Genomic DNA, 26,301 nt, shown 5'->3' with positions numbered 1-26,301 from the left:
GTTTTATATATCTGATTTCCGGCAAACCAAATGTAAATTAATTGTTTCTCAGCGGTGAAATACGCCTTTATTAATAACGACATGTTAAGTCAAACGAGAACGCAACATGTCCTGGCGAATCAGCATTCTGGATAAAAGCCCCATCGCTGAAAATGAAACAGCCGCCGATGCGCTGGCGCGAACCCTGGCGCTGGCGCAACAGGCGGAAACTCTCGGTTATCACCGTTTCTGGATTGCCGAACACCACAACACCCCACAGTTGGCCAGCCCCTCGCCGGAGTTATTGATTGCCTGGATCCTCGGGCAGACAACGCGTATCCGCGTGGGATCGGGCGGCGTCATGCTGCAACACTACAGCCCGTATAAAGTTGCAGAAAACTTCAATCTCCTGGCTGCCCTGGCTCCCGGACGCGTGGATCTGGGCGTTGGAAAAGCGCCTGGCGGTCTGCCGCTCTCCACCCGCGCGTTGCAACGCGGTCTGAATCAGCAGGAAAAGGGCAGCTTTGCCGAACAGCTGGCGCAGCTCGATAGCTGGATCCGTCCTGAAAATCAGTCGGCGGAGGAGACGGTGCGCGCCACGCCGCTGCCGCCGGTTCCGGCGCAGGGATTCCTGCTGGGAGCGAGTGTCGAAAGTGCTCTGCTGGCCGCAAAGCTCAACTGGCATTTTGTCTTTGCCGCTCACCTGAATGGCGATCCCGACCTGCTGCGCGAGGTCATCACCACCTGGCGGGAACACAGCGCCCGGGAGGTGATTGTGGCGGTGCAGGTCATTGTGGCGGATTCTCAGGCCCAGGCGCACTCGCTGGCACAAAAGGTTGAAGTCTGGGGCGTGGAGCTGGCAAACGGCCAGCGCGTTACGGTGGCCAGCGAAGAGCAAGCCTATGCGTTTGCGCGTCAGGCAGGCAGCGAGCCGCTGCGTATAGCGCGTCGCGCGCAGTCACTGGTGGCCGGGACCGCTGAGTCGGTACTGGCACAACTGGACGCTCTGCATCACCTGTGGGGGATTGACGAATTCATTATCGACACACCGGTTGCGGACGGCGCCGCGCGCGTGCAGTCCCTGCGTCTGCTGGCGCAGGCGCGACTTAACAGGGAGGTCAACGTATGCGTTTTGGCGAACAACTGATTGCCTGGCGTCGTGAGCTGCACCAGCATCCGGAGCTGTCGGGCCAGGAGGTGGAAACAACCGCCCGTTTGCACCAGTGGCTGACTCATGCCGGTATTACGCCGCTGCCTTATGACTTGCCTACCGGGCTGGTGGCGGAGATCGGCACCGGCAACAAACTGATTGCCCTGCGGGCGGACATTGATGCCTTGCCGATCGAAGAGCGCAGCGGGGTGGCGTTTAGCTCGCAGCGTTCGGGAGTCATGCACGCCTGCGGTCATGACATCCACACCAGCGTGATCCTCGGGGCGGCATTAAAACTAAAAGAACGTGAAGCGTTGCTCAACGGTCGCGTGCGGATCCTGTTCCAGCCTGCCGAAGAGAACTTTGGCGGTGCGAAGAGCATGGTGCGGGCCGGGGCGTTACGTGACGTCAGCGCCATCTTCGGCATGCACAACGAGCCGGGGTTGCCGGTGGGTGAGTTTGCCACCCGCGGCGGGCCGTTCTATGCCAACGTCGATCGGTTTGTGATCCGCATTACCGGCAAAGGTGCTCATGCCGCACGGCCTCATGAAGGCAACGACGCGATTGTGCTGGCAAGCCAGCTTGTTACCGCGTTGCAGAGCGTCGCCAGTCGCAACGTTAATACGCTGGACTCCGTTGTGCTGAGCGTAACGCGCATTGCGGGCGGCAATACCTGGAACGTCCTGCCGGAAAGCGTTGAGCTGGAAGGGACGCTGCGCACGCATCGCACGGAAGTTCAACAGAACGTCAAAGCGCGTGTCGGTGAAATCGCCGCCGGATTCGCCAGCGCCTTCAGTGCTCAGATTGATATCACCTGGTATGCCGGACCGACTGCGCTGGTCAATGACGAGCATTGGGCGGCGTTTGCCACGTCGGTCGCCCGGGAAGCGGGGTATGAAACGCAGCATGCCGAGTTGCATATGGGCGGAGAGGATTTTGCAGTCTATCTGCAGCAGATCCCCGGCGCGTTTGTCAGCATTGGCAGCAATAGCCCGTATGGTTTACATCACCCGGCCTTTAATCCGGACGAAGCATTAATTGAGCCGGCTGCCCGTTATTTTGCACAGCTTGCGGAAAAAGCCCTGCAACACGTTTAATTCAGAAGAGGTGAATATGTCTGCAACCCGACAATTGCGGCTGGGGACCATTTTGCACGGTGCTTCCGGGAATATGTCCGCCTGGCGCCATCCTGCGGCGGTGGCCGATGCCAGTATTAATTTTGATTTCGTCAAAGCGACGGCGTTAAAAGCAGAGGAGGGCAAGCTCGACTTTTTATTCGTAGCCGATGGCCTCTACATAAATGAGAAGTCGATCCCGCATTTTTTAAATCGCTTTGAGCCGTTAACGGTGCTCTCCGCGCTGGCGAGCATTACCTCGCGTCTGGGGCTGGTGGGCACGTTATCCACCTCCTACAGCGAACCTTTTACCGTGGCGCGCCAGTTTGCCAGCCTGGATCATCTCAGCAACGGCCGTGCGGGCTGGAACGTCGTGACCTCGCCGCTGGAAGGGTCGGCCAGGAACTTCTCGCGTGAAAAACACCCCGAGCACGCGCTGCGCTACCGCATTGCGGATGAGTATCTCGATGTGGTGAAAGGGCTGTGGGACTCGTGGGAAGGCGATGCCTTTGTGCGCAACAAAGAGAGTGGTCAGTTTTTTGACCCCGCCAAACTGCATACCCTGGATCACCGGGGTGATTTCTTCCAGGTCGCCGGGCCGCTCAATATTGGTCGCACGCCGCAGGGGCGTCCGATTGTGTTCCAGGCGGGCGCATCGGACGACGGTAAAAAGCTGGCTGCGAAGCATGCCGATGCGATCTTCACCCACCATGAAACTCTCGAAGAAGCACAAGCGTTCTACCGTGATGTGAAGCAGCAGCTGGAAAATAACGGTCGTCGTGCTTCTGATTTGCACATCTTCCAGGGCGTGAGCGTGATTGTCGGAAAAGATGCCGAAGATGTGGAAAACCAGTACCAGACCACCGCGGCGCTGGTGTCGGTTAAGGATGCGCTCAATTATCTCGGACGTTATTTCGAACATCACGATTTCAGCCAGTATCCGCTCGACGAGCCGTTCCCGGACCTCGGCGACATGGGAAAAAACAGCTTCCGCAGCACCACGGATGAGATAAAGCGCAATGCCCGCGAACGTCAGCTGACGCTGCGTCAGGTCGCGCTGGAAGCGGCCTCACCACGCCCCCGTTTTTCCGGCACGCCGGAGCAGGTGGCAGATGGCCTGCAGGCGTGGTTCGACGGCTATGCAGCCGACGGCTTCATCATCCAGGGCGGGACGCCAGATACCTTCCCGCGCTTTGTTGACCAGGTGGTGCCGGTGCTACAGGCCCGCAGCCTGTTTCGCACTGACTACCCCGGGACCACGCTGCGCGACAGCCTGGGCCTGGACGAACCCAAAAATCAGTTCACACAACAATAAAAGAGAACCCGCTATGCAGAAACCATCACTTATTCTGGCGCTCGCGCTGGCCTTTACCCCTGCCGTCTGGGCAGAGAATGTGAACATTAACGGCACCGGCGTGAGTATTGAGGCCAACAAAACGCCGATCAATACCGCCAAAAACGACGATGCCATCGCGCAGTTGCCGAAAGATTATCGCTTTGCCGTGCCGGGGAAATTTACCGTCGCGGTGGCGGGCCTCAATCAACCGCCGCTGACGGTTTTCTCGGATGACAACAAAACGCTTCTGGGAAGCGAAGTTGACGTGGCCCGTCTGGTGGCGGACAGCCTGGGGCTGGAGCTGAACGTGGTGCCAACCTCCTGGGAGGACTGGCCGCTGGGGGTGGCCTCCGGGAAATACGATGCGGCGATCAGCAACATCACCGTGACTAAAGCGCGTAAGGAGAAGTTTGATTTCGCCACCTACCGTAAGGATTCGCTCGGTTTCTATGTGAAATCAACCAGTCCAATCACATCCCTGCAGAAGGCGGAGGACATTGCCGGGCTGCGGATTATTGTGGGCTCAGGCACTAACCAGGAGGCCATCCTGCTGGCATGGAACGCCGAAAACCTTAAGAAGGGACTGAAACCGTTTACCCCGGTCTACACCAAAGATGACGCGGCACAAACGCTGGCGCTCCAGTCCGGGCGTGCGGATGCGTATTTTGGCCCAAACGTGATTGGCGCGTGGAAAGCGGCGCTGACCGGTAAAACCAAACTGGTTGGTAGCGTTGACGGCGGCTGGCCGAAGGCGGCGCATATCGCGGTGACGCTGAAAAAAGGCAGCGGCCTGGTGGAACCGGTGCAGACCGCGCTTAATGGCGTGATCAAAAACGGCGATTACGACAAAGTGCTGAACCGCTGGGGAGAAGGGGTGGAACGCATCCCGCAGTCGGAAGTCAACCCGGCCGGTCTGGGTGATTAAGGAGGCGTTATGAGCGAACAATTTCGTGACGTTTCGCCGGAAGATGCCGATCTTCAGCCCATCATCAATGGGCTGTTCGGTGAATACGCTGCCCGCTACGGTGACTATTTTTCGAAAGATGCTGAGGTCGAGCTCACCGAGTGGTATCTGGCGCCGCAGGGGCTGTTTATCGTCCTGGAGCGTGACGGGAAGATTATTGCCACCGGGGCGTACAAACCCTTCGACGAACGCACCGCAGAAATCAAACGCATCTGGACGGACAAAAGCCTGCGTCAGCAGGGGCTTGCCGGGCGCGTGGTGCAGGAGCTGGAGCGCCGGGCGGTGCTGGCAGGCTACAGCCAGATCTACCTGACCACCGGTTTTCGCCAGCCGGAAGCGGTACGGCTCTATCTTAGCCAGGGTTACCAGCCGCAGTTCGATCTCAACCGCGATCCGGAAGAGTACAGCCAGCCCCCGTTTGATGGTCGGTTGCGTTTCACCAAAACGCTGGTTCGTGAAGCGTTAAGTAAAACCGCATGAGGTACGATGATGAGCAACGTTGAAACCATAAAAGTGGTCCCGGCGCGTTATCCGCTGCGGGCCGTCGGTGCCGTGGTGGCGCTGTTTGTCCTGGCGGTCGTTGTCCAGTCCGTCGCCTTTAACCCGCGCTGGGAGTGGTCTGTGTTTGCCCGCTGGTTCTTCGACCCGGTGATCCTTGAAGGCGTCGGCCAGACATTACTGCTGACGCTGATCGGCACCGCGCTGAGCGTGATTTTGGGCGGTATGCTGGCGCTGGCGAGACTCTCGTCATCCTGGCTGCTGAGCAGCCTGGCCTGGGGCTATATCTGGCTGTTTCGCTCGCTGCCCCTGATTGTAGTGCTGATCATCCTTTATAACTTTTCCTATCTCTACGACACGCTCTCGCTCGGGGTGCCGTTCACCGGCATGACCTGGGGCAGCTTTGAAACCATCAATGTGCTGGGGCAATTCTCTACCGCCGTTGTCGGGCTAACGCTGGTGCAGAGCGCCTATACCGCGGAGATCATTCGCGGGGGCTTCCTCGGCGTGGATCATGGTCAGTATGAAGCGGCCGCTGCGCTGGGGCTACCGGCCTGGCGTCGTACGGTGCGGATCATTCTGCCGCAGGCACTGCGCACCATACTGCCGTCCGGGTTTAACGAAATCATCAGTCTCGCGAAGGGGACGGCGATGGTTTACGTGCTGGCCATGCCGGAGCTGTTCTACACCATCCAGATGATTTACAACCGCACGCAGGAGGTGATCCCGCTGCTGATGGTAGGTGCCGCCTGGTACCTGGTGATTACCACCGTGTTGTCCGCTATCCAGTATGGTGTTGAGCGGGGACTGGCCCGCAGCGAACGTCGCTCGGCGGTGAATCAGAACCGTACCCTCAGCCGTACCCGTTCCCGTTCCGTCACCACCACGCCCGCACAGGAGCCCGTCCATGCAAGCCTCTCATGAAGGACATATTTCCATTACCGGCGTCAGTAAATTCTTTGGTCGCCATAAAGCGCTCGATAACGTGTCGCTTGAGATCCCACCGGGCTCCGTCACGGTGATCCTCGGACCGTCCGGCTCCGGTAAATCGACCCTGCTGCGTACCATCAACCACCTTGAGCGCGTCGACGAAGGGTTTATTCAGATTGACGGGGATTACATCGGCTATCGCCGTCGGGGTGACAAACTCTACGAGTTAAAAGAGAAAGAGATCCTCAAACAGCGCGTCAATGTGGGTTATGTGTTCCAGAACTTTAATCTCTTCCCGCATCTCACGGTGCTGGAAAACCTGATTGAAGCGCCTGTCGCCCATAAAAAACTGAGCAAAAAAGAGGCCGTTGAGCAGGCGTATAGCCTGCTGGATGTGGTGGGGCTGCGTGATAAAGCGGATGCCTGGTCGCGCCATCTCTCCGGCGGGCAGCAGCAGCGCATCGCCATTGCCCGCGCGCTGGCGCTGCGTCCGCGCGTCATACTGTTTGATGAACCCACCTCGGCGCTAGACCCGGAGCTGGTGGGCGAAGTGCTGGATGTCATCAAGAAACTCGCCCGTTCCGGCACCACGCTGGTGGTGGTCACCCATGAGATCGGCTTCGCCAGAGAAGTGGCTGATCAGGTGGTGTTTATGGTCGACGGCAAAATTGTGGAGCAGGGCAGCAGCGATGAGGTGCTGAACCGGCCATCGCACGCGCGAACGCGTCAGTTCCTTTCCCGAGTCCTGTAAGGAGTACCCATGAAATATGGACTTCTGGCAGGGCTGGCCTTTACCGCCGCCAGCCATGCCAGTATTGATTTAAAAGCCAACGAGCAGCCGCTGCCGGTGACGGTGGATCAGCAGGCGGTGGCGAAGATCCCCGCTCATTACAAATTTGTCGAGCCGGGAACCCTCACGGTGGCCATTTCTGCGCTTAACTCACCTCCGCTGGCCCTGCTTGCCAGCGACAACCGTACGCGAATCGGCAGCGATCCGGATATCGCCCGGCTGCTGGCAGGCAGCCTGGGGCTAAAACTGAAGCTCGTTCCCACCGCCTGGGAAGACTGGCCGCTGGGGATCACTTCCGGGCGCTATGACGTGGCGCTGGTGAACATTGCGGTGACCGAACAGCGCAAAGAGAAGTTTGATTTTGCGACCTATCGCGTCGATTCGCTGGCGTTTACGGTGAAATCCACCAGTCCGGTGCGGTCGATTAACGGTCCTGAAGATCTTGCGGGTAAAAAGGTTATTGTCGGATCCGGCACCAATCAGGAGCGCATCCTCTTAGGCTGGAACGAGGAGAATAAAAAGGCCGGGCGTGAGCCCGCGCTGCCGGTGTACCTGACGGATGATGCCTCGGGCAATCTTTATATTCAGTCCGGGCGGGCGGATGTGTTCTTTGGACCACAGTCGGTCGCGGCGTATAAAGCCGCGCTGACCGGTAAAACGCGCGTTGTCGGGCTGGGCCCGAAAAAAGCGTATGTCGCCACGACCACCAAAAAAGGCAATCAACTGGTCTACGCCCTGCAGGCCGCGCTGGACGGCGCGATCACGCGCGGGGAGTATCAGAAGGTGCTGGCGCGCTGGGGAGAGCAGGGCGAAGCGGTGACACACTCGGAGGTTAACCCGCCTGGGATCACGTATTAATTGTGCTCTACACTTAGGATTTTCACTCCTGAGAGGGCAACATGATCAAACTTTATGGTGCACCCGGCTGGGGCTCGGCAATCAGCGAAGTGATGCTGACTCTGGCAGACATCCCTTACGAGTTTATTAATGTGGACGGGTTTGATGCGCCCGGTCCGCAGCGCGAATTGCTGCAAAGACTCAATCCATTGTGTCAGGTGCCGACACTGGCGCTGGAAAATGGCGCGATCATGACCGAAACAGCCGCCATCGCCCTGATGGTGCTCGACAGGTGTCCCGATCTGGCGCCGCCCGTCGGACAGGCAGAACGTCAGCAGTTTCAGCGCTTGCTTATCTGGTTTGTCGCGAACGTCTATCCGACCTTTACCTATGCCGATTATCCCGAACGCTGGGTGCCTGACGCACCGGAACAGTTGAAGAAAAATTGTATCGAATACCGCAAATCCCTCTATTTGTGGTTCGATAGCCAGCTCAAAGCGGCCCCGTTTGCGCTGGGTGAACAGCTTACGCTACTCGACGTCTATATTGCGGTCGCACGTACCTGGGGGCCACGGCATGCGTGGTTTGCCGAGAATACGCCAAAGATAACGGCCATTGCAGACGCCGTGTGTCAGCTTCCTGAACTGCACAAGGTGTTAAAGGCAAACGGCATTATCTGGTAACGTGTAAACCTGATTCATAACAGGAAGCCTGCATATGCCACATGTAGATATCAAATGTTTTCCCCGGGATTTAAACGACGAACAAAAAAACGCGCTGGCGGCTGATATTGCCGAGGTGATAATTCGTCATTTCAACAGTAAAGACAGTTCAGTGTCGGTGGCGTTAAACCAGGTTAATCCTGAAGACTGGAAAGCGCAGGTCTGGGACAGCGAAATTGGCCCGAAGCTGGATTCGTTGATTAAAAAGCCCGGCTATTCGATGTAATTTTATTTGCCGGGCAGCGGCCTCGTTGACCCGGCATTTAAGTTTCTCCCGACATTTCGCAAAAATCGATAATACGATCCTGTGACGTTTCCGTTACACTTTCCCTCTCTAAAACTTTCACGAAATCATCTGGTAAGCACAGCAGTTGCGTTAAATTCAGTACAGGATAATTTTCTCATGACAAAATTACCTCAGTTCTCACTCGCCTTTTTTCATCCTCGTTACTGGCTCAGCTGGACAGGCATTGCAGCGCTCTGGTGCATTGTGCAGCTCCCGTATCCCCTTTTATTAAGAATCGGACACGGGCTTGGTCGTCTGGCCATGCGTTTGCTTCCCCGTCGTGTGGACATCGCTCGCCGCAACCTTGAGCTCTGTTTTCCCGACATGAAAAAGGATGAGCGCGAAAAGCTACTGCAGCGTAATTTTGAATCGGTTGGCATGGGCGTCATCGAAACCGGGATCGCCTGGTTCTGGCCTGACTGGCGTGTGCGTAAATGTTTCAGCGTCAGCGGATATGAACATATGGAAGAGGCCCGGGCGCGCGGAAATGGCGTGGTGCTCATCGGTATGCATTTTCTCACGCTTGAACTGGGGGCGAGGATCTTTGGCATGCTCAACCCGGGTGTCGGTGTTTATCGCCCTAACAATAATGCGCTGCTGGACTGGCTGCAGACGCGCGGCCGTCTGCGCTCAAATAAAACCATGCTGGATCGCTACGACCTGAAGGGCATGATCCGCGCCCTGAAGCAGAATGACATTCTCTGGTACGCCCCGGATCACGACTACGGCAAAACCAACAGCGTGTTTGTACCGTTCTTTGCGGTTCCTGATGCCGCGACAACCGCCGGAAGTTATATGCTGGTGAAGAGTGCCAGACCGGCGGTGATCCCGTTCGTTCCACGCAGAAAGGCAGACGGCAGCGGTTACGAACTGATTATTCTTGAAGATATCGGCGAAACGCTGCAGGGCGGTGATAAAGCGTCGGTAGCCACGCAAATGAACAGGGCAATTGAGCGCGCGGTGCTGATGGCGCCGGAGCAATATATGTGGTTGCACCGACGCTTCAAAACCCGTCCTGAAGGCCAGCCGGACAGATATGCGCGCAAAAAAAGCGTGGTCACTTCCAACAGTACTGTATCTACAGGCGACATGCCTGAACAGTCAGGCATTCAGCACTAAAGTATGCCCTCACCGTAACGTGAGGGCAGGCTGACGGCTACAGCGCAGCCCTGCGGTACGGGGCATAATCTGCTTGCCACCAGGTATCTTCAATCCGCGCCAGCAATATCTCATCCTCCATGGCTGGCGCAACACCTTGCTCAATGGCCGCTCTGGCGACGGCAAACGCGATATGGCGTGACACCGTTTCTATATGATCCACCGGCGGCAATAATCCACCTTTTTCGGTTGTCACCAGCGGCGACTGCGCGGCCAGGCTGCGGCTTGCCGCCATCAGCATCTCCTCGGTGACCCGGCGTGCATGGCAGGCCAGAATACCCAGCCCCAGCCCGGGGAATACATAGGCGTTATTACACTGGGCAATATCGTACTGCTCGCCCTGCCAGAACACCGGCGCAAACGGGCTGCCGGTGGCGACGAGCGCGGCGCCCTGTGTCCAGGCAATGAGATCCTGCGGTTGCGCCTCCGCGCGGGATGTGGGGTTAGAAAGCGGCATAATCACCGGACGCGGGCAGTGGCGATGCATCTCTTTCACAATCTCTTCGCTGAAGAGGCCCGGCTGGCCTGAGACCCCAATCATTACCGTCGGATGCGCGTTTTTAACCACATCCAGCAGCGAAATATTGTTCGACTCAACCTGCCAGTCGCGGATCGCCTCGCGCGCCGTGAGCAGGTTTTTCTGGAAGTCGAGGAGGTTGGTCATATCGTCAGTCAGCAGGCCAAAGCGATCGACCATAAAGACCCGACTGCGGGCTTCGGCTTCGGTTAGCCCGTCATCCATCATCAGCGCCACGATTTTTTCGGCGATGCCGCAACCGGCGGATCCGCTCCCCAGGAAGACCACGCGCTGATCGCGAACACGGGTCCCGGCAGCATGGGCGGCAGCAATCAGCGTGCCCGCGGTCACGGCGGCGGTACCCTGGATATCGTCGTTGAAACAGCACAGCTGGTCGCGGTAGCGCTGCAGCAGTCTGGTGGCGTTTTTCTGCGCGAAATCCTCAAACTGCAGCAATACATTGGGCCAGCGCTGCTTCACGGTACTGATAAACATGTCCATAAACTCGGCGTACTGATCGTCGCTGATACGTGGGTGACGCCAGCCCATATACATGGGATCATCCAGATGCTGCTGATTATTGGTACCGACATCGAGCATAATCGGCAGGGTAGACGCCGGGTGGATCCCGCCGCAGGCGGTATATAACGAGAGTTTTCCAATGGGTATTCCCATCCCACCAATTCCCTGATCGCCAAGCCCCAGAATACGCTCTCCGTCGGTCACGACGATGACGCGAATATCATTGCGTGAGAAGCTTTGCAGCATTTCATCAATACGGTGACGATTGGGCCAGGAAATAAACAGCCCACGCGCGCGGCGATAAATAGTCGAGAAGTGTTCGCACGCTTCTCCTACCGTGGGGGTATAGATAATGGGTAACGTCTCTTTCAGGTGCGAACGCAGCAGGTTGTAAAACAGCGTCTCATTAGTATCCTGGATATTTCGCAGATAAACGTGGCGGGAAATATCGCTTTTAAAATGACAGAATTGTATCCAGGCGCGTTCGGTTTGTTCCTCGATGGTTTCGACGTTATGTGGCAACAAACCGTGCAGATTAAAGTTATCACGTTCTTCTTTAATAAATGCGAGCCCTTTATTTAATAACGGGTTTTCCAGTAATACGGCGCCGCTATAAGGGGTATACAGTACTTCTTTGCGAGACATGAATGACTCCTGAATTTCAATAATCGGATAAGGTTCAGTTGCAGGCGCAGGTTTATTTATGTCTTTGGTTTCGCGCTAATCTAGCGGTTAAGGAACATAGGCGTAGTGATAATGGTCACAGTCTTTCTGGTTTAATTAATTTCAAAACACCGACGCGGCGATTAAAAACTTTAGTTACGAAAAGATGAATTAAGTTATTTAAAAACAAATTCTCGTGCTGTTCACATTTCCGGCGAAATCGCCATGCTAATTTCTCGATGAACCATTTTTATAAATAGCAATTTGAATACGATTAAATATTAAAGCTTTATTAAGTACAGGCTAATTACGATTTATTCCTGTTTATTGATATCCGAACCTACTAATCCGGTGATTATATGAAAGATAATTCTGTAACCACGTCTCCAGTTGCTTCACGTTTTGCTTTTGGGTTGAGCAATGCTGAAGTTGGCGCGGTCCCGTTGATGCTGTTTGTCGGGATCGCGGCCATTGTGGCCACCTCCGCGTGGGCGGGGCTGCTGCCGAAAAACATGATCGGTGGACTCGCGGTGATCATGACGCTCGGTTTCGCCTTTGCCAAAATTGGCCGACAAATCCCGCTTCTGAAAGATATTGGTGGCCCGGCAATATTGTGCCTGATGCTGCCCTCGGTGCTGGTCTATTTTGGCGTATTCGAGAAACACACCCTGGATACGGTTCACCTGTTGATGAAAGAGGCCAATTTGCTCTATTTCGTCATCGCCTGTCTGGTGGTGGGGAGTATTTTGGGGATGAACCGCGTGCTGTTGATCCAGGGGATGATCCGCATGTTCGTTCCGCTGGTGGTGGGTACCCTGATGGCCGTGCTGACCGGCTTACTCGTTGGTTCGCTGTTTGGCTATACGCCGTATCACACCTTCTTCTTCATCATCGTACCGATTATCGGCGGAGGGATTGGCGAGGGGATTTTACCGTTGTCGCTGGCCTATTCGGCGATACTGGGTCAGACACCTGACGTGTATGTGGCGCAACTGGCACCCGCCGCCGTAGTGGGGAATATTTTTGCCATTATTTGTGCGGGTACGCTGGCGCGCCTCGGGGCAAAACGTCCCTCGCTTTCAGGCAATGGCATGTTAACCCGCAGCAAAGATGACACAAGCCTGTTTGCCAGCGCGCAGAGCGTACAGCAGACGGATTTCCATCTGATGGGGGGCGGGTTGCTGATGGTGTGTGCGTTTTTCATCGTTGGCGGACTGTTTGAGAAGCTGGTGCATATTCCCGGCCCGGTATTGATGATCCTCATCGCCGTGCTGTGCAAATACTTCAAGGTGATCCCGGCCTCCATGGAGCAGGGCGCGCACAGCTGCTATAAATTCGTCTCCGCTGCGCTGGTCTGGCCGTTGATGATTGGTCTCGGCATGCTGTACGTGCCGCTCGAGAGCGTGGTGTCGGTCTTTTCGGTGGGATACGTGGTGGTGTGCGGTTCGATCGTCATCGCAATGGCGCTGAGCGGCTATTTTATTGCGTCGCGCCTGAATATGTACCCGGTGGAAGCGGCGATTGTCACCTGCTGTCATAGCGGGCTGGGCGGGACAGGAGATGTGGCAATTCTTTCCGCGTCTAACCGCATGTCGCTGATGCCGTTTGCCCAGATTGCGACCCGCATTGGCGGTGCGTCGACGGTGATTTTCGCCACGCTTTTGATGGGCTGGTTAATGGCGCACTGATCCTGGATGTCAGAAGACTGAATCGCAACGACATTTTCAGCACGCCGTTGCGGTTCAGTTCTTTATAAATATCACTGCGCTGGATAGAATTACCGCATTCACAGCGACGGGAAACCGCACGATGACCGGAAGAGTTGATTACCAGATTGAAAAATTTCTCTTTACCGAAGCCGCCGAACCAGAGCGTCTGACGCGTCAGTGGGCGGAGGTACTGGAAGAGTGTCGGGAGCAACAGGCCGGTGCAGAAGAACGCCTGCGTCTGGCGCTGCTGAATGTGGATTACGTCACCAGCTTTGAGCTTCCTTTCCGGTTACTCCTCACCCGCGCCCCGCAGTTAATTGACGGCCTCAGAAAAGAGCTTCAACTCAGCCAAAAAAATGTGCTTTTTAACGGCAAGCGCTTCGGCTGTGTTTATAGCCTGAAAATGAATCTGGACGGGATCCCCGATGAATTTAACTACCACCTGAAAACGCGTATCCAGCGCAGTGATAGCGAAGGGGGGAGCGAAGTGCCGTACCGGCAAATCGCCCAGCAGGTGAAAGCGCCCCGTGAGCGATTAAAGTTAGCGCTGGAAAACGGGCTCTCGGTAACCGCACTCGACGGGCTTTTCTGGTTCGGCATTCAGCGCATCGCGGCCGATGTGCAACGGTTGCGCAAAACGGGGATGAGAATAACCACCTCCGGGACCGAGGTCTTTGATACGCTGACCAGCACCCGACGGCAGATCCCGGTCTATCGTCAGGAAAAAGCGTAGCGTTGCCACGGATATTAACGTAACCGCAGGGCTATACAGCCCGCAGCAATATCGCCATCAGCCCAGGAAAACGGGCATCCAGATCGTCTCTTCGCAGTGAAATCATATTCTCTCGCCCCTGCGGGCGCTGCCAGATTACACCGCTGTCGCGCAGTACGCGCCAGTGGTGGGTCATGGTGGATTTCACCACATCGTCCGGGCGCAGCGCGTTGCAGCTCAGTTCACTGCCATCGGCCAGCCTGCGGATAATCGATAGCCGGAGCGGGTTGCCGAGAGCAAACAGCACATTTTCCAGCAGTATTTGTTCAGGTTCGGGGTGGTTTGGGATCATCGTTTTCCTGCGTCAACGTTCAGATTGAGCTATATCAACAATAGGTCAACCGTGAAAAAATAGTTCGATAATACTCGTACAATAGGACTATTATAGCAAACGAACACACAGGCGACCATCCCGGTCGTCACAACTCAGTCTTACAGACTTAAGGAAATATTATGCCCCGACCCATCCCTCTCGAACGTTATCGCAACATCGGTATTTCCGCGCATATCGATGCCGGTAAAACGACAACCACCGAACGCATCCTGTTTTACACCGGGATGAGCCACAAGCTGGGTGAAGTACACGATGGCGCGGCAACAACCGACTGGATGGCGCAGGAGCAAGAGCGCGGGATCACCATTACCTCCGCGGCCGTCAGCTGCTTCTGGCCGGGTATGGACAGAGGGTTTGAACCGCACCGGATCAATATCATCGACACCCCGGGGCACGTGGATTTCACCATTGAGGTGGAACGTTCCATGCGCGTGCTGGACGGTGCCGTCATGGTGTACGACTCCGTGGGTGGCGTCCAGCCACAGTCAGAGACCGTCTGGCGTCAGGCGAATAAATATCATGTGCCGCGCCTGGCGTTCGTCAACAAAATGGACCGTCCGGGTGCCGATTTCTTCCGCGTCGTACGGATGATGCAGGAACGCCTGAAGGCGAATCCGGTGCCTATTGTGATCCCTGTGGGCGCGGAAGAGCATTTCACCGGCGTGGTGGATCTCATCAAGATGCGTACCATTGTGTGGGATGATGCCACACAAGGCATGGTGTTTAACTATGCGCCGGTACCGGACGAATTGCTGAGCACCGCGCAGGAGTGGCGGGAAAAAATGGTCTCTGCGGCAGCAGAAGCCAGCGACGCGCTGATGGATAAATACCTGGAGACGGGCGACCTTGATGAGGCTGAGATCATCAAAGGGCTGCGTATTCGGACCATCTCCGGTGAAATCCAGCCGATGCTGTGCGGCAGCGCCTTTAAAAACAAAGGGGTACAGCGCATGCTCGATGCGGTGATTGAGCTGATGCCATCCCCTCTGGATGTACCGGCCATCGACGGTGTGGACGAAAAAGGGCAGCATGCGGAGCGTCATCCAAGTGATGAAGAGCCGTTTTCTGCGCTGGCGTTCAAACTGATGAGCGATCCGTACGTCGGGCAGTTGACCTTTATTCGCGTTTACTCTGGCGTGTTGAGAAAAGGCGACGCGGTGTATAACCCGGTGAAGGGCAAGAAAGAGCGTATCGGACGCATCGTGCTGATGCATGCCAACGATCGTCACGAGGTGGACGAGCTGCGCGCCGGTGATATTGCGGCCTGTGTGGGTCTGAAGGATGTGACCACCGGGGACACGCTCACCGATCCGAATGCGGTCATCACGCTTGAGAGAATGGAGTTCCCGGACCCGGTGATCTCCCTTGCCATCGAGCCAAAAACCAAGGGCGATCAAGAGAAGATGGGCATTGCCCTGCAACGCCTGGCGGCGGAAGATCCGTCGTTCCGTCTGCATACCGATGAAGAGTCCGGCCAGACGATTATCTCCGGTATGGGTGAGTTACATCTTGAGATTATCGTCGATCGCATGAAGCGTGAGTTTGGCGTCGAGGCGAACATCGGCCGTCCGCAGGTGACCTACCGCGAGACGCTGCGCAAAGCGGTGAAAGATATCGAAGGCAAATTTGTCCGGCAGTCCGGCGGTAAAGGGCAGTACGGGCATGTGGTCCTGAGCCTTGAGCCGTTAGAGCCTGGTAGTGGCTTCAAGTTTGAAGATGCCACGAAGGGTGGCGTGGTGCCGCGTGAGTATATTCCCTCTGTGGAAAAAGGGCTGCGCGAAGCCATGAACAGCGGCGTGCTGGCGGGGTATCCGGTTGTCGATGTAAAAGCGACCCTGACCTTTGGGTCGTATCACGACGTCGACTCCTCGGAAATGGCGTTCCGCATGGCGGCGATCCTCGGGTTTAAAGAGGGCGCTCGCAGAGCGGATCCGGTGATCCTTGAGCCGGTGATGCATGTCGAGGTGGAAACGCCGGAAGAGTATGCCGGTAATATTATGGGCGATCTCTCATCCCGTCGTGGCATGGTGCAGGGCATGGAAGAGCAGTACGGCAGCCAGATTATCCGCGCTGACGTGCCGCTGGCAGAGATGTTTGGATACGCCACCACGCTGCGCTCGATGTCGCAAGGGCGCGCGACCTACACGATGGAGTTCCACCATTTTGCGGAAGCACCGCGCAATGTGGCGGATGAGATTATTGCTCGGCGTGCGAAGTAATACGTTCACCCTCTCCCCGATGGGGGGAGGGTATATCAATCCAGCGCCTTCACCATTTTCCCACTCGCCACAAACGTCCCGGCTCCCAGATGGTGCAGGGTATTCAGCTTATCCCCGTCAAACTGCCAGCGTCCGGCGACAAACGCGCGTTCATCGGCGGCGGCTGAAACCACTTCCCCGAATAGCGTATCGTACTTTTCTGCAGCGGATGTAACGGGTAATAACCGGCACTCCATCCACGCCAGACATTTCTCTTCAATGACGGGCAGGCCGAGTGCCGGGCCGTTCACCACCGGGATGCCGTAACAGTTGAATTTGTCTTCGTCGCGCCCGCTAACGCTACCCACCGCGTAGGTCCAGTTGGCGGCGGACACGCCGGGAATGACGATGCCAAATTGCCCACTGCGTTCAATCAGTTCACGCGACCAGGTGCTTTTATCCACCACAATGGCGATACGCGGTGGTTCAAATTCAACCGGCATCGACCACGCGGCAGCCATAACGTTACGCCTGTCCAGGGTTTCATCCCGACTGGTGATAAGCACGGTGGGACCATGGTTTAAAAGACGGCTGGCATGACGTAATTCAACAGGACGAAAGTGGCTCATAGGGTCTCCTCATCAATAACGATGAGTATGGCGAAAAAGCACGGAAATCAAAGTGGACGCGTAAAATTAGTTTATAAACAGAACATCACTGTTAAAGGAAACTGATGCATGTCCCCATTTCTGACTGCCTATTTCGCCCGCATCGACTGGAAACAACCGGCTACTGTTGATATCGACACCTTGCGCGCGCTGCATTTACATCACAACTGTGCGATCCCGTTTGAGAATATCGATGTCGTACTACCGCGCGAAATACAGCTCGACGATCAAAGCCTTGTCGACAAACTTGTTAAGGCGCGTCGCGGGGGGTATTGCTTTGAGCAAAATGGCTTGTTTGAGCGCGTGTTGCGCGAAGTCGGGTTTACGGTGCGCAGCGTGCTGGGACGTGTGGTATTAGCGAATCCACCGCAAATGCCGCCGCGCACGCATCGCCTGTTGCTCGTCGAACTTAACGGCGAGCGCTGGATTGCCGACGTTGGGTTTGGCGGCCAGACGCTGACGGCACCGATTCGTCTGCTTGCCAACGAAGAGCAGGAGACGCCGCACGGGCTGTATCGTCTGCTGAGCGAGGGGAACGACTGGGTACTGCAATTCCGTCACCATGAGCACTGGCAGTCGATGTACCACTTTGACCTGACGACACAATATTTCAGTGATTACGTCATGGGGAATTTCTGGTCGGCGCACTGGCCGCAGTCCCATTTCCGCCATCATCTGCTGATGTGTCGCCATCTGCCTGACGGCGGCAAACTGACGCTGACCAACTTCAACTTTACCCACTGGCAAAAGGGCCATGTGGAGAAGCAGATCCATCTTCCCGATGCTGCGGCGCTGTATCAGCTGATGCAGGAACGCTTCGGGCTGGGTGTTGACGATCCGAAGCACGGTTTTTCCCTGGCAGAGTTGACGGCGGTGATGGCGGGTTTCGAAACTCACGGAAAATAGCCTTCTCGCTATCGGCCGCGAAACTCGCGCCGATAGCGAGAAGGCGAGGTGTTATTAAGCCTCCGTGCGCCAGCCAGTATAGAGACCTGGCTGGCAACGGGGATCAAGTCCGGTCTTATTCTGTGACTGGCAGCGCCATAACGTCTTTGGTCGTCATAATCTCGGCAAACACATCGGCAACACCGGCTAATGCCGCACGTTGCAGCGCTTTGTGGTCCACCACGCCACCCTGACCATCATCCAGATCGCGTGTTGCTGTCGCATCTTCAGGGATAATCACGTTATAGCCCAGCGGAACAGCGTCACGTGCGGTAGAGGAAATGCACATGTGTGTCATCAGGCCAATGACTATCACCTTTTTGATCCCTTTTTTATTTAATTGCGCATCCAGATCGGTGCCAACAAAAGAGCTCGGGGTCGCTTTGGTGATAATGGCATCGCGTGCAGAAGGCTGTAGGTCTTGATGGAACTTGGCATAAACAGACCCTTCGGCAAACAGCGGGCTATCCTTTGGCGCTATATGGCGCACGAAGTACACCGGCATCCCCTTTTGATGGGCATAGCTAACCAGCTTTTGACTGTTCTTCAGTACCTTATCTCCATCAGGGATCACCATCTGACCACGAAAATCTTTACCTGCGTAATATTCGTTTTGGATATCCACCACGATTAACGCCGTTTGTGAGGCGGATAAAGACGAAGTCGCCGTTGCGCCTGTCATTGCACAAATGGTTTTGCTATTCGCGCCGGTCGTTTCCTGCGCGCTAGCATAAGTGGAAAAAGTGCTCATCAGCAATGCTGTACGAAAAAATGGTTTCATCACGCGAACTCCTTCTGTGTTGTGTTCGGGAGCCATTATTCCGCACAGTTGCTCACAGTATGAGTCACCTGGAGAACCAATAACGATACTTTTGGGCCATTATGAGACGACATTTCGTGGTGGAATTTTCTTCTGCAAAGCGGCATGCTTCAGCCTTCATCGCCCGGTGGCGGCTACGCCTTACCGGGCCTACAGCCCACGCGGCGGCATCATTCGAAGGCATGTTGATATGGAAATCGTTTTACGAAATAAATTCAGTTCATTGGGTATGTTGCTGGGAGGAATTGCACTCATTCTCTCAATCGTCCAGTTTTCATTCGGCCCGTTTTCTCCAAAGCCGCCAGCGCTTGAAGTTATGGTTGCTGAGAAGGTTTCGGCTGTAAAACAAGGGATAATTGCGGGGCTAAAGGGGGAGCGTCCTGCTGCCCGAACAGAAAAAACAACGGTCGATATCGACCGCATTCTTCTTAATGCCGGGATTATTCTCGCTGTTGTGGCTCTGGGGCTTTCGTTCATCGGAGGGATGTGCAAGGAGAGCCGTTGGGGGATCTCCGGGGCACTTCTTTTCTCAGGGCTAACGCTAACGTTCCATGCTGTGCTACTTGCATTCGGATTGATCGTCGCGGTGCTGTTGCTGCTATTTATTCTCTCTCTGGTAACCGGAGGGGCAGTAAGTTGACATTAAAGCCCGGTGGCGGCTACGCCTTACCGGGCCGACAGGTGCTTGAACGTAGGTCGGGTAAGGCGAAGCCGCCACCCGACAAAATCAACGGCGCGATCTCACCACCTGATACCGACGGGTAAAATACTCAAACGGTGCGCTCCACACGTGCACCAGGCGGGTGAACGGGAAGATAAGGAAAATAGTCATCCCCAGCACCAGATGAACGCGGAAGATGGGGGCAACGCCACTCAACATTTCCGATGAGCCGCCCTTAAACGTCACAATTCCCTGCGCCCAGCCGACCAGCTTCATCATCTCACTTCCGTCAGGATACTGTGCGGAGAAGGGGATGGTGGTCAGCCCCAGAATGCACTGTATCAGCAGGATACTCATGATGATGATATCCGGCGTGGTGGAAGTGGCGCGCACCCGCTGGTTGAACAGGCGGCGAATCAGCAGCATGGACCCGCCAATCAACGTCAGCACGCCGCAAATCCCCCCTGCAATCATGGCTAACTGCTGCTTAACCGCGACGGGTAAAAACCAGGCATACATCCAGTGCGGGGTTAGCATGCCGAACAGGTGGCCGAAGAAAATCCCCAGGATCCCAATATGAAACAGGTTAGAGGCCCAGTTCATACCGCGTTTGCTGAGCATCTGGCTCGATGAGGCGCGCCAGGTGTATTGCCCGTAGTCGTAGCGCAACCAGCTGCCGAGGAAAAACACGGTGGCGCAGATGTAGGGGTAAATGTCATAGAAAAAGACGTTCAGGTAATGTGTCATTTTGGGCCTCCGGCGCTGACGTCTACGTACTGCGGCGCGACGTCCTGGCTAAAGCGTCGTTGATAGTGCTGCATCGGCGAGCTGTCGCACGATGTGGCGTTGTCTTCGATAAACTTGACCTGTTCCTCTTCCCAGACGGCGTCCAGCGCCTGGCGGGTATCATCGCGTTTCTCCGTGGCCACCTGTTTCGCCACGCTGTCGCTGGAAAGCCGCGTTCCGGCCAACACCAGCAGGGCATCAAACAGCTGATAATGCGCCACGCCGCGCTGCTTCAGACGCCCGCCAATCAGCGCCAGGATAGGCGCGACGTTCTGCAATCCTTCGCGCGCCTCGTCGTCCGTAACGATACTGAGGTACTCCAGATAGAGCGGCAGATAGTCCGGCAGTTCGCGGCAGTCGAGCTGTAGCCCGGCTTTCTCATACTGGCCCATCAGGTCGACCATCGCCTGACCGCGATCGCGGGATTCAGCGTGAACATGCTCGAACAGCAGCAGCGATGTCGCGCGGCCACGCTCAAATACCTCGCACCACTCGGCCTGTTTATCCAGCAGCGGGGCGCTCAGGTGCTGACGGGCAAACGACAGCAGCATGGGTGCGTCCTGCTCAATGAGCGAAAGCGCTTCCTCGCGATTTTCCCACAGAGTCTCATCGGGATACTCAATCAGCAGCGCGATGATTTTGAGGATCTGCATTACTCTCCCTCCCCATGTTCGCGCACCTCGGTGATGTTGATGGCATCAATCCGGCTGCTGTTAAAGAGGTTAAATTTGGTGTCAGAGCCGTGGCAGCCGTCGCCAAAGGTGAAGCCGCAGCCGTTACGTTCCGGGAAGGCATCGCGCGCCATTTCACGGTGGCTGGTGGGGATCACGAAACGATCCTCATAGTTGGCGATGGCCAGATAGCGGTACATCTCTTCAACCTGTTCCACGGTAAGGCCTACCTCCTCAATCGCACGGGTGTCCGTGACGCCTTCTACCGTCTGGGAGCGCTTGTAGTGTCGCATCGCCATCATGCGTTTAAGAGCGCGCAGCACCGGGCCGGTATCCCCCGCGCTGAGCATGTTCGCCAGGTACTGCACGGGAATGCGCAAGCTCTCCACGGCAGGCAGGACGCCGTCGCTCTGCGGCAGACCGCCTGCGTCAGCGTAGGACTGGATCGGTGACAGCGGCGGCACATACCAGACCATCGGCAGGGTGCGGTATTCGGGGTGCAGCGGCAGGGCCAGCTTCCAGTCCATCGCCATTTTGTAGACCGGGGAGCGCTGGGCCGCATCAATCACGTTCTGCGGAATGCCCTGTTTCAGCGCTTCTTCAATCACCGCCGGGTCGTTCGGGTTGAGGAACACGTCGCACTGGCGTTCGTAGAGATCGGTTTCATGCTCGGTACTGGCGGCCTCCTCAATACGGTCCGCATCATACAGCAGCACGCCGAGATAGCGGATGCGCCCAACGCAGGTTTCCGAGCAGACGGTCGGCTGGCCGGATTCAATGCGCGGGTAGCAGAAGATGCATTTTTCTGACTTGCCGCTCTTCCAGTTGAAGTAGATCTTTTTGTACGGACAACCGCTGATGCACAGACGCCAGCCGCGGCATTTGTCCTGATCAATCAGCACAATGCCGTCCTCTTCGCGCTTGTAAATGGCGCCGCTCGGGCAGGTGGCGACGCAGCTTGGGTTCAGGCAGTGCTCGCACAGGCGCGGCAGGTACATCATGAAGGTGTTTTCAAACTGGCCGTACATCTCTTTCTGGATCTTCTGGAAGTTACGGTCGCGGGCGCGTTTTTCGAATTCGCCGCCCAGCAGCTCCTCCCAGTTGGGTCCCCAGACGATCTTGTCCATCCGCTTGCCGTCAATCAGCGAGCGCGGGCGAGCGGTAGGGAGGTGATCCCCCTCCGGCGCGCGGTGCAGATCCTGATAATCGAAGGTGAAAGGCTCATAATAATCGTCAATCTGCGGCAGGACGGGGTTAGAAAATATTTTCGACAGCACCCCCATTTTGCCGCCGAGACGCGGCGTCAGCTTACCGTGAATACCGCGGATCCAGCCGCCTTGCCACTCTTCCTGATCTTCCCAGTTTTTCGGGTAGCCGATCCCCGGTTTGGTTTCGACGTTGTTAAACCATGCATACTCCATCCCTTCACGCCCGGTCCAGACGTTTTTACAGGTGACCGAGCAGGTGTGGCAGCCAATGCATTTATCGAGATTCAGTACCATGCCAACCTGTGAACGTATTTTCATTTTTTCGTCTCCTGTACCTGATCCCGACCTTCGCCATCCAGCCAGTTAATGTTTTTCATTTTGCGGATCATGATGAACTCGTCGCGGTTGGAGCCAACGGTGCCGTAATAGTTGAAGCTGTAAGCCAACTGCGCGTAACCGCCAATCATGTGCGTCGGTTTCGGGCAGACGCGGGTCACCGAGTTATGAATACCGCCGCGCCGTCCGGTCACCTCGGAACCCGGAATGTTAAGAATGCGCTCCTGGGCGTGGTACATCATGGTCATACCCGGTGGCACGCGCTGGCTGACCACCGCGCGGGCGGTGAGTGCGCCGTTGGCGTTGAAGGCTTCAATCCAGTCGTTGTCCTCAATGCCCAGCTCACGCGCGTCGGTTTCACTGATCCAGACAATCGGCCCGCCTCGCGACAGGGTCTGCATCAGCAGGTTTTCGCTGTAGGTAGAGTGGATGCCCCATTTCTGGTGCGGCGTCAGGAAGTTGAGCGCTTTTTCCGGGAAGCCGTTCGGCGGGATCTCGCGCATATGGCTGACGCTGCGGGTATCAATCGGCGGACGGTAAGCCACCAGACTTTCGCCGAAGGCACGCATCCACGGGTGATCCTGATACAGCTGCTGACGGCCGGAGAGGGTGCGCCACGGGATCAGCTCGTGAACGTTGGTATAACCCGCGTTGTAGGAGACATGCTCGCTTTCCAGACCGGACCAGGTCGGGCTGGAGATGATTTTACGCGGCTGCGCCTGAATATCGCGGAAGCGGATTTTTTCATCTTCTTTATTCAGCGCCAGGTGGGTGTGGTCGCGTCCGGTCAGTTCGCCCAGCGCTTCCCACGCCTTCACCGCCACCTGACCGTTGGTTTCCGGTGCCAGCGCGAGGATCACTTCGGCGGCATCAATGGCCGTCTCGATACGCGGACGGCCTTTCGCCGGGCCGTCGAGCTTGACGTAGTTCAGCTTGCCGAGGAACTCGACCTCGTTTTGCGTGTTCCACGAGACCCCTTTCCCGCCGTTGCCGAGCTTGTCCAGCAAGGGGCCGAGGGAGGTAAAGCGCTCCCAGGTTTCCGGGTAGTTACGCTCGACGACCGCAATGTTCGGCGCGGTTTTGCCGGGGATCAAATCGCATTCGCCTTTGCGCCAGTCCTGAATATCAAACGGCTGGGACAGTTCCGCCGGGGAATCGTGCTGCAGAGGCTGCAACACGACGTCCGTTTCCGTACCGAGATGGCCGACGCACACGTCAGAGAAAACTTTGGCGATGCCTTTGTAAATCTCCCAGTCGCTGCGCGATTCCCACGCCGGGTCGACGGCGGCAGACAGCGGATGAATAAACGGATGCATATCCGAGGTGTTCATGTCGTCCTTTTCATACCAGGTGGCGGTGGGCAGGACGATGTCAGAGAACAGGCAGGTGCTGGACATACGGAAATCGAGCGTGACCAGCAGGTCGAGTTTGCCCTCAATGGCGTTAGTCTGCCAGTCGACCTCTTCAGGCTTCACGTCATCGGTCGAGCCTAAATCTTCTCCTTGTATCCCGCTTTCGGTGCCGAGCAAATACTTGAGCATGTACTCGTGGCCTTTGCCGGAGGAGCCAAGCAGGTTCGAGCGCCAGACAAACAGATTGCGCGGGTGGTTTTTACCGCTGTCGGGCTGCTCGCAGGCGAAGCGGATATCGCCCGATTTCAACGCCTGAACGGTGTACTCCTGCGGAGAAAGGCCTGCTGCCTCAGCGCGGGCTTTGATGTGCAGCGGGTTGAGGTTGAGCTGCGGCGCCGACGGCAGCCAGCCCATACGCTCGGCGCGGACGTTGAAGTCGATCAGATGACCGGTGAATCGGGATGCATCCGCCAGCGGAGAAAGCAGCTCCTGCGCTGTCAGCTTCTCATAGCGCCACTGGCTGGCGTGGTTGTAAAAGAACGAGGTGCTGTTCATCTGGCGCGGCGGGCGGTTCCAGTCCAGCGCGAAGGCCAGCGGCAGCCAGCCGGTTTGCGGACGCAGCTTCTCCTGGCCCACGTAGTGCGACCAGCCACCACCGCTTTGGCCTACGCAGCCGCAGAAGACCAGCATGTTGATCATGCCCCGGTAGTTCATGTCCATGTGGTACCAGTGGTTTACCCCGGCACCGAGAATGATCATCGAGCGTCCATGCGTTTTGTGCGCCGTGTCGGCAAACTCACGAGCAATTTTTTCAATCAGATACGCGGGAACACCGGTGATCTGTTCGCCCCAGGCCGGTGTATACGCTTTGATCTCACCATAATTTTCAGCCGCGTTACTGTCTTCCAGACCACGATCGAGACCGTAGTTGGCGAGCACCAGATCGTACACGCTGACCACATGTTTCTGGCTGCCGTCGGCAAGCGTCAGGGTTTTACTCGGCACGCGGCGGGTCAACACTGGCTCCTGTTTCACGCTGCGAAAATGCGGGTTCTCATTGCCGCCAAAGTAGGGGAAGGCGACATCCGCCACGCTGTCGTGGGTGATCAGCAGGGAAAGGGTCAACTCCGTTTCCTGACCCGCAGCCAGCGATTCCAGGTTCCATTTGCCTTTTTCGCCCCAGCGGAAGCCAATGGAACCGTTAGGAACCACCAGATTACCGGCAATATCAAAGGCGACGGTTTTCCACTCCGGGTTGTTGGCTTCGCCCAGCCCGTCAACAAGGTCGGACGCCCGCAGCATGCGTCCCGGCACCAGACGACCATCGGCCTGCTCATCCAGCAGAACCAGCATCGGCATGTCGGTGTAGCGGCGGCAGTAGTTGAGGAAGTAGTCGCTTGGGTTATCGAGGTGGAACTCTTTGAGGATCACATGTCCCATGGCCATCGCCAGCGCGCTGTCGGTCCCCTGTTTGGGGGCGAGCCACTGGTCGCTCAGTTTGGCAACTTCTGAGAAGTCCGGCGTGATGGCAACGGTTTTGGTCCCTTTATAACGAACCTCGGTAAAGAAATGGGCGTCGGGGGTGCGCGTCTGGGGAACGTTAGAGCCCCAGACGATGATATAGCTGGAGTTGTACCAGTCGGCGGACTCCGGCACGTCGGTCTGCTCGCCCCAGGTCATGGGCGAGGCGGGAGGCAGGTCGCAATACCAGTCATAGAAACTCAGGCAGGTACCGCCGAGCAGAGAAAGATAGCGCGTACCGGCAGCGTAAGAGACCATCGACATCGCCGGAATAGGCGAGAAACCGGCCACGCGGTCCGGGCCATAATTTTTGATGGTCCAGACGTTGGCGGCGGCAATCAGCTGGTTCAACTCTTTCCAGTTCGAGCGGATAAACCCGCCTTTACCGCGTGCCTGTCGGTAGCTCTGCGCTTTTTGCGGATCGTTTTGAATGGCATCCCAGGCGAGTACCGGGTCGCTGTGCTGCGCCAGCGCCTCGCGCCAGAGTTCAATCAGCCTGCGGCGCACCAGCGGATATTTGAGGCGGTTGGCGCTGTAGAGGTACCAGGAGTAGCTTGCGCCGCGTGGGCAACCGCGTGGCTCATGGTTAGGCAGGTCCGGGCGAGTGCGGGGGTAATCGGTCTGCTGGGTTTCCCAGGTCACCAGTCCGTTTTTGACATAAATCTTCCAGCTGCAGGAGCCGGTACAGTTCACGCCGTGGGTAGAGCGCACAATCTTGTCGAACTGCCAGCGCTGGCGGTAGCTGTCTTCCCAGTCCCGGTTGGTGTGATACACCTGCCCGTGCCCATCGGCGAAACTGTCGCCTTTTGTTTTGAAGTAACGAAAGCGGTCCAGCAGTTTGCTCATGACATTT

Annotated in this window: 22 protein-coding genes and 1 pseudogene; 15 read left to right on the top strand and 8 right to left on the bottom strand. The window is 56.6% G+C overall.

The features are described 5' to 3' along the window. Positions 1-106 precede the first annotated feature (106 nt). The 10 genes and pseudogenes from ACQG22_RS12085 to ACQG22_RS12040 all read left to right on the top strand — a co-directional run bounded on the left by ACQG22_RS12085 (position 107) and on the right by ACQG22_RS12040 (position 9,726). Entirely contained in the window at positions 107-1,126 is a 1,020-nt protein-coding gene (locus ACQG22_RS12085; RefSeq protein ID WP_369706464.1) for an LLM class flavin-dependent oxidoreductase, read from the top strand. After that, the gene (locus tag ACQG22_RS12080) at positions 1,105-2,226 is read left to right on the top strand and encodes an amidohydrolase (protein ID WP_108453115.1); all 1,122 of its coding nucleotides are present in this window, start codon (positions 1,105-1,107) and stop codon (positions 2,224-2,226) included. The genes ACQG22_RS12085 and ACQG22_RS12080 overlap by 22 nt, the downstream gene beginning before the upstream one ends. 16 nt (positions 2,227-2,242) lie before the next feature. Next, a pseudogene (locus tag ACQG22_RS12075) lies at positions 2,243-4,505 on the top strand (NtaA/DmoA family FMN-dependent monooxygenase). Between the two features lie 9 nt (positions 4,506-4,514). Then, entirely contained in the window at positions 4,515-5,024 is a 510-nt protein-coding gene (locus ACQG22_RS12070; protein ID WP_013096497.1) for a GNAT family N-acetyltransferase, read from the top strand. A gap of 9 nt (positions 5,025-5,033) precedes the next feature. Beyond that, positions 5,034-5,966 (top strand): amino acid ABC transporter permease, encoded by a 933-nt coding sequence (locus ACQG22_RS12065; RefSeq protein WP_023621243.1) that lies wholly within the window; start codon positions 5,034-5,036, stop codon positions 5,964-5,966. Further along, the gene (locus tag ACQG22_RS12060) at positions 5,950-6,723 is read left to right on the top strand and encodes an amino acid ABC transporter ATP-binding protein (RefSeq protein WP_040022655.1); all 774 of its coding nucleotides are present in this window, start codon (positions 5,950-5,952) and stop codon (positions 6,721-6,723) included. The genes ACQG22_RS12065 and ACQG22_RS12060 overlap by 17 nt, the downstream gene beginning before the upstream one ends. A gap of 9 nt (positions 6,724-6,732) precedes the next feature. After that, the gene (locus ACQG22_RS12055; protein WP_048972823.1) at positions 6,733-7,620 is read left to right on the top strand and encodes an ABC transporter substrate-binding protein; all 888 of its coding nucleotides are present in this window, start codon (positions 6,733-6,735) and stop codon (positions 7,618-7,620) included. 41 nt (positions 7,621-7,661) lie between these two features. Continuing rightward, positions 7,662-8,282 carry a glutathione S-transferase family protein gene (locus tag ACQG22_RS12050; RefSeq protein WP_369706465.1) on the top strand — a complete coding sequence of 207 codons (621 nt, stop codon included), beginning with the start codon at positions 7,662-7,664 and terminating at the stop codon, positions 8,280-8,282. 34 nt (positions 8,283-8,316) lie between these two features. Further along, positions 8,317-8,547, top strand: coding sequence for a tautomerase PptA (pptA, locus tag ACQG22_RS12045; RefSeq protein WP_013096502.1), 231 nt, complete (start codon positions 8,317-8,319; stop codon positions 8,545-8,547). Between the two features lie 177 nt (positions 8,548-8,724). Next, the gene (locus tag ACQG22_RS12040) at positions 8,725-9,726 is read left to right on the top strand and encodes a Kdo(2)-lipid IV(A) acyltransferase (RefSeq protein WP_038981834.1); all 1,002 of its coding nucleotides are present in this window, start codon (positions 8,725-8,727) and stop codon (positions 9,724-9,726) included. A gap of 37 nt (positions 9,727-9,763) precedes the next feature. On the opposite strand, the gene ACQG22_RS12035 is transcribed toward ACQG22_RS12040, so the two are convergent. Continuing rightward, complete coding sequence (locus tag ACQG22_RS12035) at positions 9,764-11,449, bottom strand: NAD-dependent malic enzyme (protein WP_369706466.1); 1,686 nt, start codon at positions 11,447-11,449, stop codon at positions 9,764-9,766. Between the two features lie 377 nt (positions 11,450-11,826). Here ACQG22_RS12035 and ACQG22_RS12030 point away from each other — a divergent pair, with 377 nt between their 5' ends. Together ACQG22_RS12030 and ACQG22_RS12025 are read left to right on the top strand one after the other, a co-directional pair. After that, the gene (locus ACQG22_RS12030; protein WP_029883354.1) at positions 11,827-13,155 is read left to right on the top strand and encodes a 2-hydroxycarboxylate transporter family protein; all 1,329 of its coding nucleotides are present in this window, start codon (positions 11,827-11,829) and stop codon (positions 13,153-13,155) included. Positions 13,156-13,276: 121 nt separating this feature from the next. Next, positions 13,277-13,909 carry a helix-turn-helix domain-containing protein gene (locus tag ACQG22_RS12025; RefSeq protein ID WP_045294193.1) on the top strand — a complete coding sequence of 211 codons (633 nt, stop codon included), beginning with the start codon at positions 13,277-13,279 and terminating at the stop codon, positions 13,907-13,909. Positions 13,910-13,940: 31 nt separating this feature from the next. Here the strand turns inward: ACQG22_RS12025 and ACQG22_RS12020 are convergent, their stop codons facing one another. Next, positions 13,941-14,240, bottom strand: coding sequence for an ArsR/SmtB family transcription factor (locus ACQG22_RS12020; RefSeq protein ID WP_029883352.1), 300 nt, complete (start codon positions 14,238-14,240; stop codon positions 13,941-13,943). 161 nt (positions 14,241-14,401) lie between these two features. Here ACQG22_RS12020 and fusA point away from each other — a divergent pair, with 161 nt between their 5' ends. Next, positions 14,402-16,501 carry an elongation factor G gene (fusA, locus tag ACQG22_RS12015; protein WP_040022647.1) on the top strand — a complete coding sequence of 700 codons (2,100 nt, stop codon included), beginning with the start codon at positions 14,402-14,404 and terminating at the stop codon, positions 16,499-16,501. Between the two features lie 35 nt (positions 16,502-16,536). Here fusA and ACQG22_RS12010 read toward each other — a convergent pair whose 3' ends face one another. Continuing rightward, the gene (locus ACQG22_RS12010; RefSeq protein WP_058684719.1) at positions 16,537-17,109 is read right to left on the bottom strand and encodes a flavin reductase family protein; all 573 of its coding nucleotides are present in this window, start codon (positions 17,107-17,109) and stop codon (positions 16,537-16,539) included. Positions 17,110-17,217: 108 nt separating this feature from the next. Between ACQG22_RS12010 and nhoA the strand changes: the two genes are divergently transcribed. Then, on the top strand, positions 17,218-18,054 hold the full coding sequence (gene nhoA / locus ACQG22_RS12005) for an N-hydroxyarylamine O-acetyltransferase (protein ID WP_369706467.1): 837 nt from the start codon (positions 17,218-17,220) through the stop codon (positions 18,052-18,054). 115 nt (positions 18,055-18,169) lie between these two features. On the opposite strand, the gene ACQG22_RS12000 is transcribed toward nhoA, so the two are convergent. Continuing rightward, on the bottom strand, positions 18,170-18,874 hold the full coding sequence (locus tag ACQG22_RS12000; RefSeq protein ID WP_369706526.1) for a cysteine hydrolase family protein: 705 nt from the start codon (positions 18,872-18,874) through the stop codon (positions 18,170-18,172). Positions 18,875-19,103: 229 nt separating this feature from the next. Between ACQG22_RS12000 and ACQG22_RS11995 the strand changes: the two genes are divergently transcribed. Next, a complete protein-coding gene (locus tag ACQG22_RS11995) occupies positions 19,104-19,553 on the top strand; it encodes a hypothetical protein (RefSeq protein WP_108453123.1) in 450 nt (149 codons plus the stop codon). A gap of 87 nt (positions 19,554-19,640) precedes the next feature. On the opposite strand, the gene narI is transcribed toward ACQG22_RS11995, so the two are convergent. Genes narI through ACQG22_RS11975 form a run of 4 tightly spaced genes read right to left on the bottom strand, consistent with a single transcriptional unit; the run spans position 19,641 to position 26,294 of the window. Continuing rightward, positions 19,641-20,321 (bottom strand): respiratory nitrate reductase subunit gamma, encoded by a 681-nt coding sequence (gene narI, locus ACQG22_RS11990; RefSeq protein WP_013096512.1) that lies wholly within the window; start codon positions 20,319-20,321, stop codon positions 19,641-19,643. Beyond that, positions 20,318-21,013: a nitrate reductase molybdenum cofactor assembly chaperone gene (gene narW, locus ACQG22_RS11985; protein WP_013096513.1), complete on the bottom strand. Its 696-nt coding sequence runs from the start codon at positions 21,011-21,013 to the stop codon at positions 20,318-20,320. The genes narI and narW overlap by 4 nt, the downstream gene beginning before the upstream one ends. Further along, complete coding sequence (gene narH / locus ACQG22_RS11980; RefSeq protein WP_029883343.1) at positions 21,013-22,557, bottom strand: nitrate reductase subunit beta; 1,545 nt, start codon at positions 22,555-22,557, stop codon at positions 21,013-21,015. The genes narW and narH overlap by 1 nt, the downstream gene beginning before the upstream one ends. Next, positions 22,554-26,294, bottom strand: coding sequence for a nitrate reductase subunit alpha (locus ACQG22_RS11975; RefSeq protein ID WP_369706468.1), 3,741 nt, complete (start codon positions 26,292-26,294; stop codon positions 22,554-22,556). The genes narH and ACQG22_RS11975 overlap by 4 nt, the downstream gene beginning before the upstream one ends. Positions 26,295-26,301: the final 7 nt, after the last annotated feature.

The organism is Enterobacter cloacae complex sp. 309I3 (assembly GCF_050031595.1).
In the GTDB taxonomy this organism is placed as follows: domain Bacteria; phylum Pseudomonadota; class Gammaproteobacteria; order Enterobacterales; family Enterobacteriaceae; genus Enterobacter; species Enterobacter cloacae.
The sequence above is the reverse complement of the archived record's forward strand: the minus strand, read 5'-3'. Positions and strand labels throughout refer to the sequence as shown.

Bases quoted from the DNA above. Each gene is read 5' to 3' on its own strand.
- narW (WP_013096513.1), bottom strand. From the start codon at position 21,013: ATGCAGATCCTCAAAATCATCGCGCTGCTGATTGAGTATCCCGATGAG.
- ACQG22_RS11995 (WP_108453123.1), top strand. From the start codon at position 19,104: ATGGAAATCGTTTTACGAAATAAATTCAGTTCATTGGGTATGTTGCTG.
- ACQG22_RS12010 (WP_058684719.1), bottom strand. From the start codon at position 17,109: ATGAGCCACTTTCGTCCTGTTGAATTACGTCATGCCAGCCGTCTTTTA.
- ACQG22_RS12025 (WP_045294193.1), top strand. From the start codon at position 13,277: ATGACCGGAAGAGTTGATTACCAGATTGAAAAATTTCTCTTTACCGAA.
- ACQG22_RS12060 (WP_040022655.1), top strand. From the start codon at position 5,950: ATGCAAGCCTCTCATGAAGGACATATTTCCATTACCGGCGTCAGTAAA.
- ACQG22_RS12080 (WP_108453115.1), top strand. From the start codon at position 1,105: ATGCGTTTTGGCGAACAACTGATTGCCTGGCGTCGTGAGCTGCACCAG.
- ACQG22_RS12050 (WP_369706465.1), top strand. From the start codon at position 7,662: ATGATCAAACTTTATGGTGCACCCGGCTGGGGCTCGGCAATCAGCGAA.
- ACQG22_RS12035 (WP_369706466.1), bottom strand. From the start codon at position 11,449: ATGTCTCGCAAAGAAGTACTGTATACCCCTTATAGCGGCGCCGTATTA.
- ACQG22_RS12055 (WP_048972823.1), top strand. From the start codon at position 6,733: ATGAAATATGGACTTCTGGCAGGGCTGGCCTTTACCGCCGCCAGCCAT.
- ACQG22_RS11975 (WP_369706468.1), bottom strand. From the start codon at position 26,294: ATGAGCAAACTGCTGGACCGCTTTCGTTACTTCAAAACAAAAGGCGAC.
- narH (WP_029883343.1), bottom strand. From the start codon at position 22,557: ATGAAAATACGTTCACAGGTTGGCATGGTACTGAATCTCGATAAATGC.
- fusA (WP_040022647.1), top strand. From the start codon at position 14,402: ATGCCCCGACCCATCCCTCTCGAACGTTATCGCAACATCGGTATTTCC.
- ACQG22_RS12000 (WP_369706526.1), bottom strand. From the start codon at position 18,874: ATGAAACCATTTTTTCGTACAGCATTGCTGATGAGCACTTTTTCCACT.
- ACQG22_RS12085 (WP_369706464.1), top strand. From the start codon at position 107: ATGTCCTGGCGAATCAGCATTCTGGATAAAAGCCCCATCGCTGAAAAT.
- ACQG22_RS12065 (WP_023621243.1), top strand. From the start codon at position 5,034: ATGAGCAACGTTGAAACCATAAAAGTGGTCCCGGCGCGTTATCCGCTG.
- narI (WP_013096512.1), bottom strand. From the start codon at position 20,321: ATGACACATTACCTGAACGTCTTTTTCTATGACATTTACCCCTACATC.
- ACQG22_RS12040 (WP_038981834.1), top strand. From the start codon at position 8,725: ATGACAAAATTACCTCAGTTCTCACTCGCCTTTTTTCATCCTCGTTAC.
- ACQG22_RS12020 (WP_029883352.1), bottom strand. From the start codon at position 14,240: ATGATCCCAAACCACCCCGAACCTGAACAAATACTGCTGGAAAATGTG.
- pptA (WP_013096502.1), top strand. From the start codon at position 8,317: ATGCCACATGTAGATATCAAATGTTTTCCCCGGGATTTAAACGACGAA.
- nhoA (WP_369706467.1), top strand. From the start codon at position 17,218: ATGTCCCCATTTCTGACTGCCTATTTCGCCCGCATCGACTGGAAACAA.
- ACQG22_RS12030 (WP_029883354.1), top strand. From the start codon at position 11,827: ATGAAAGATAATTCTGTAACCACGTCTCCAGTTGCTTCACGTTTTGCT.
- ACQG22_RS12070 (WP_013096497.1), top strand. From the start codon at position 4,515: ATGAGCGAACAATTTCGTGACGTTTCGCCGGAAGATGCCGATCTTCAG.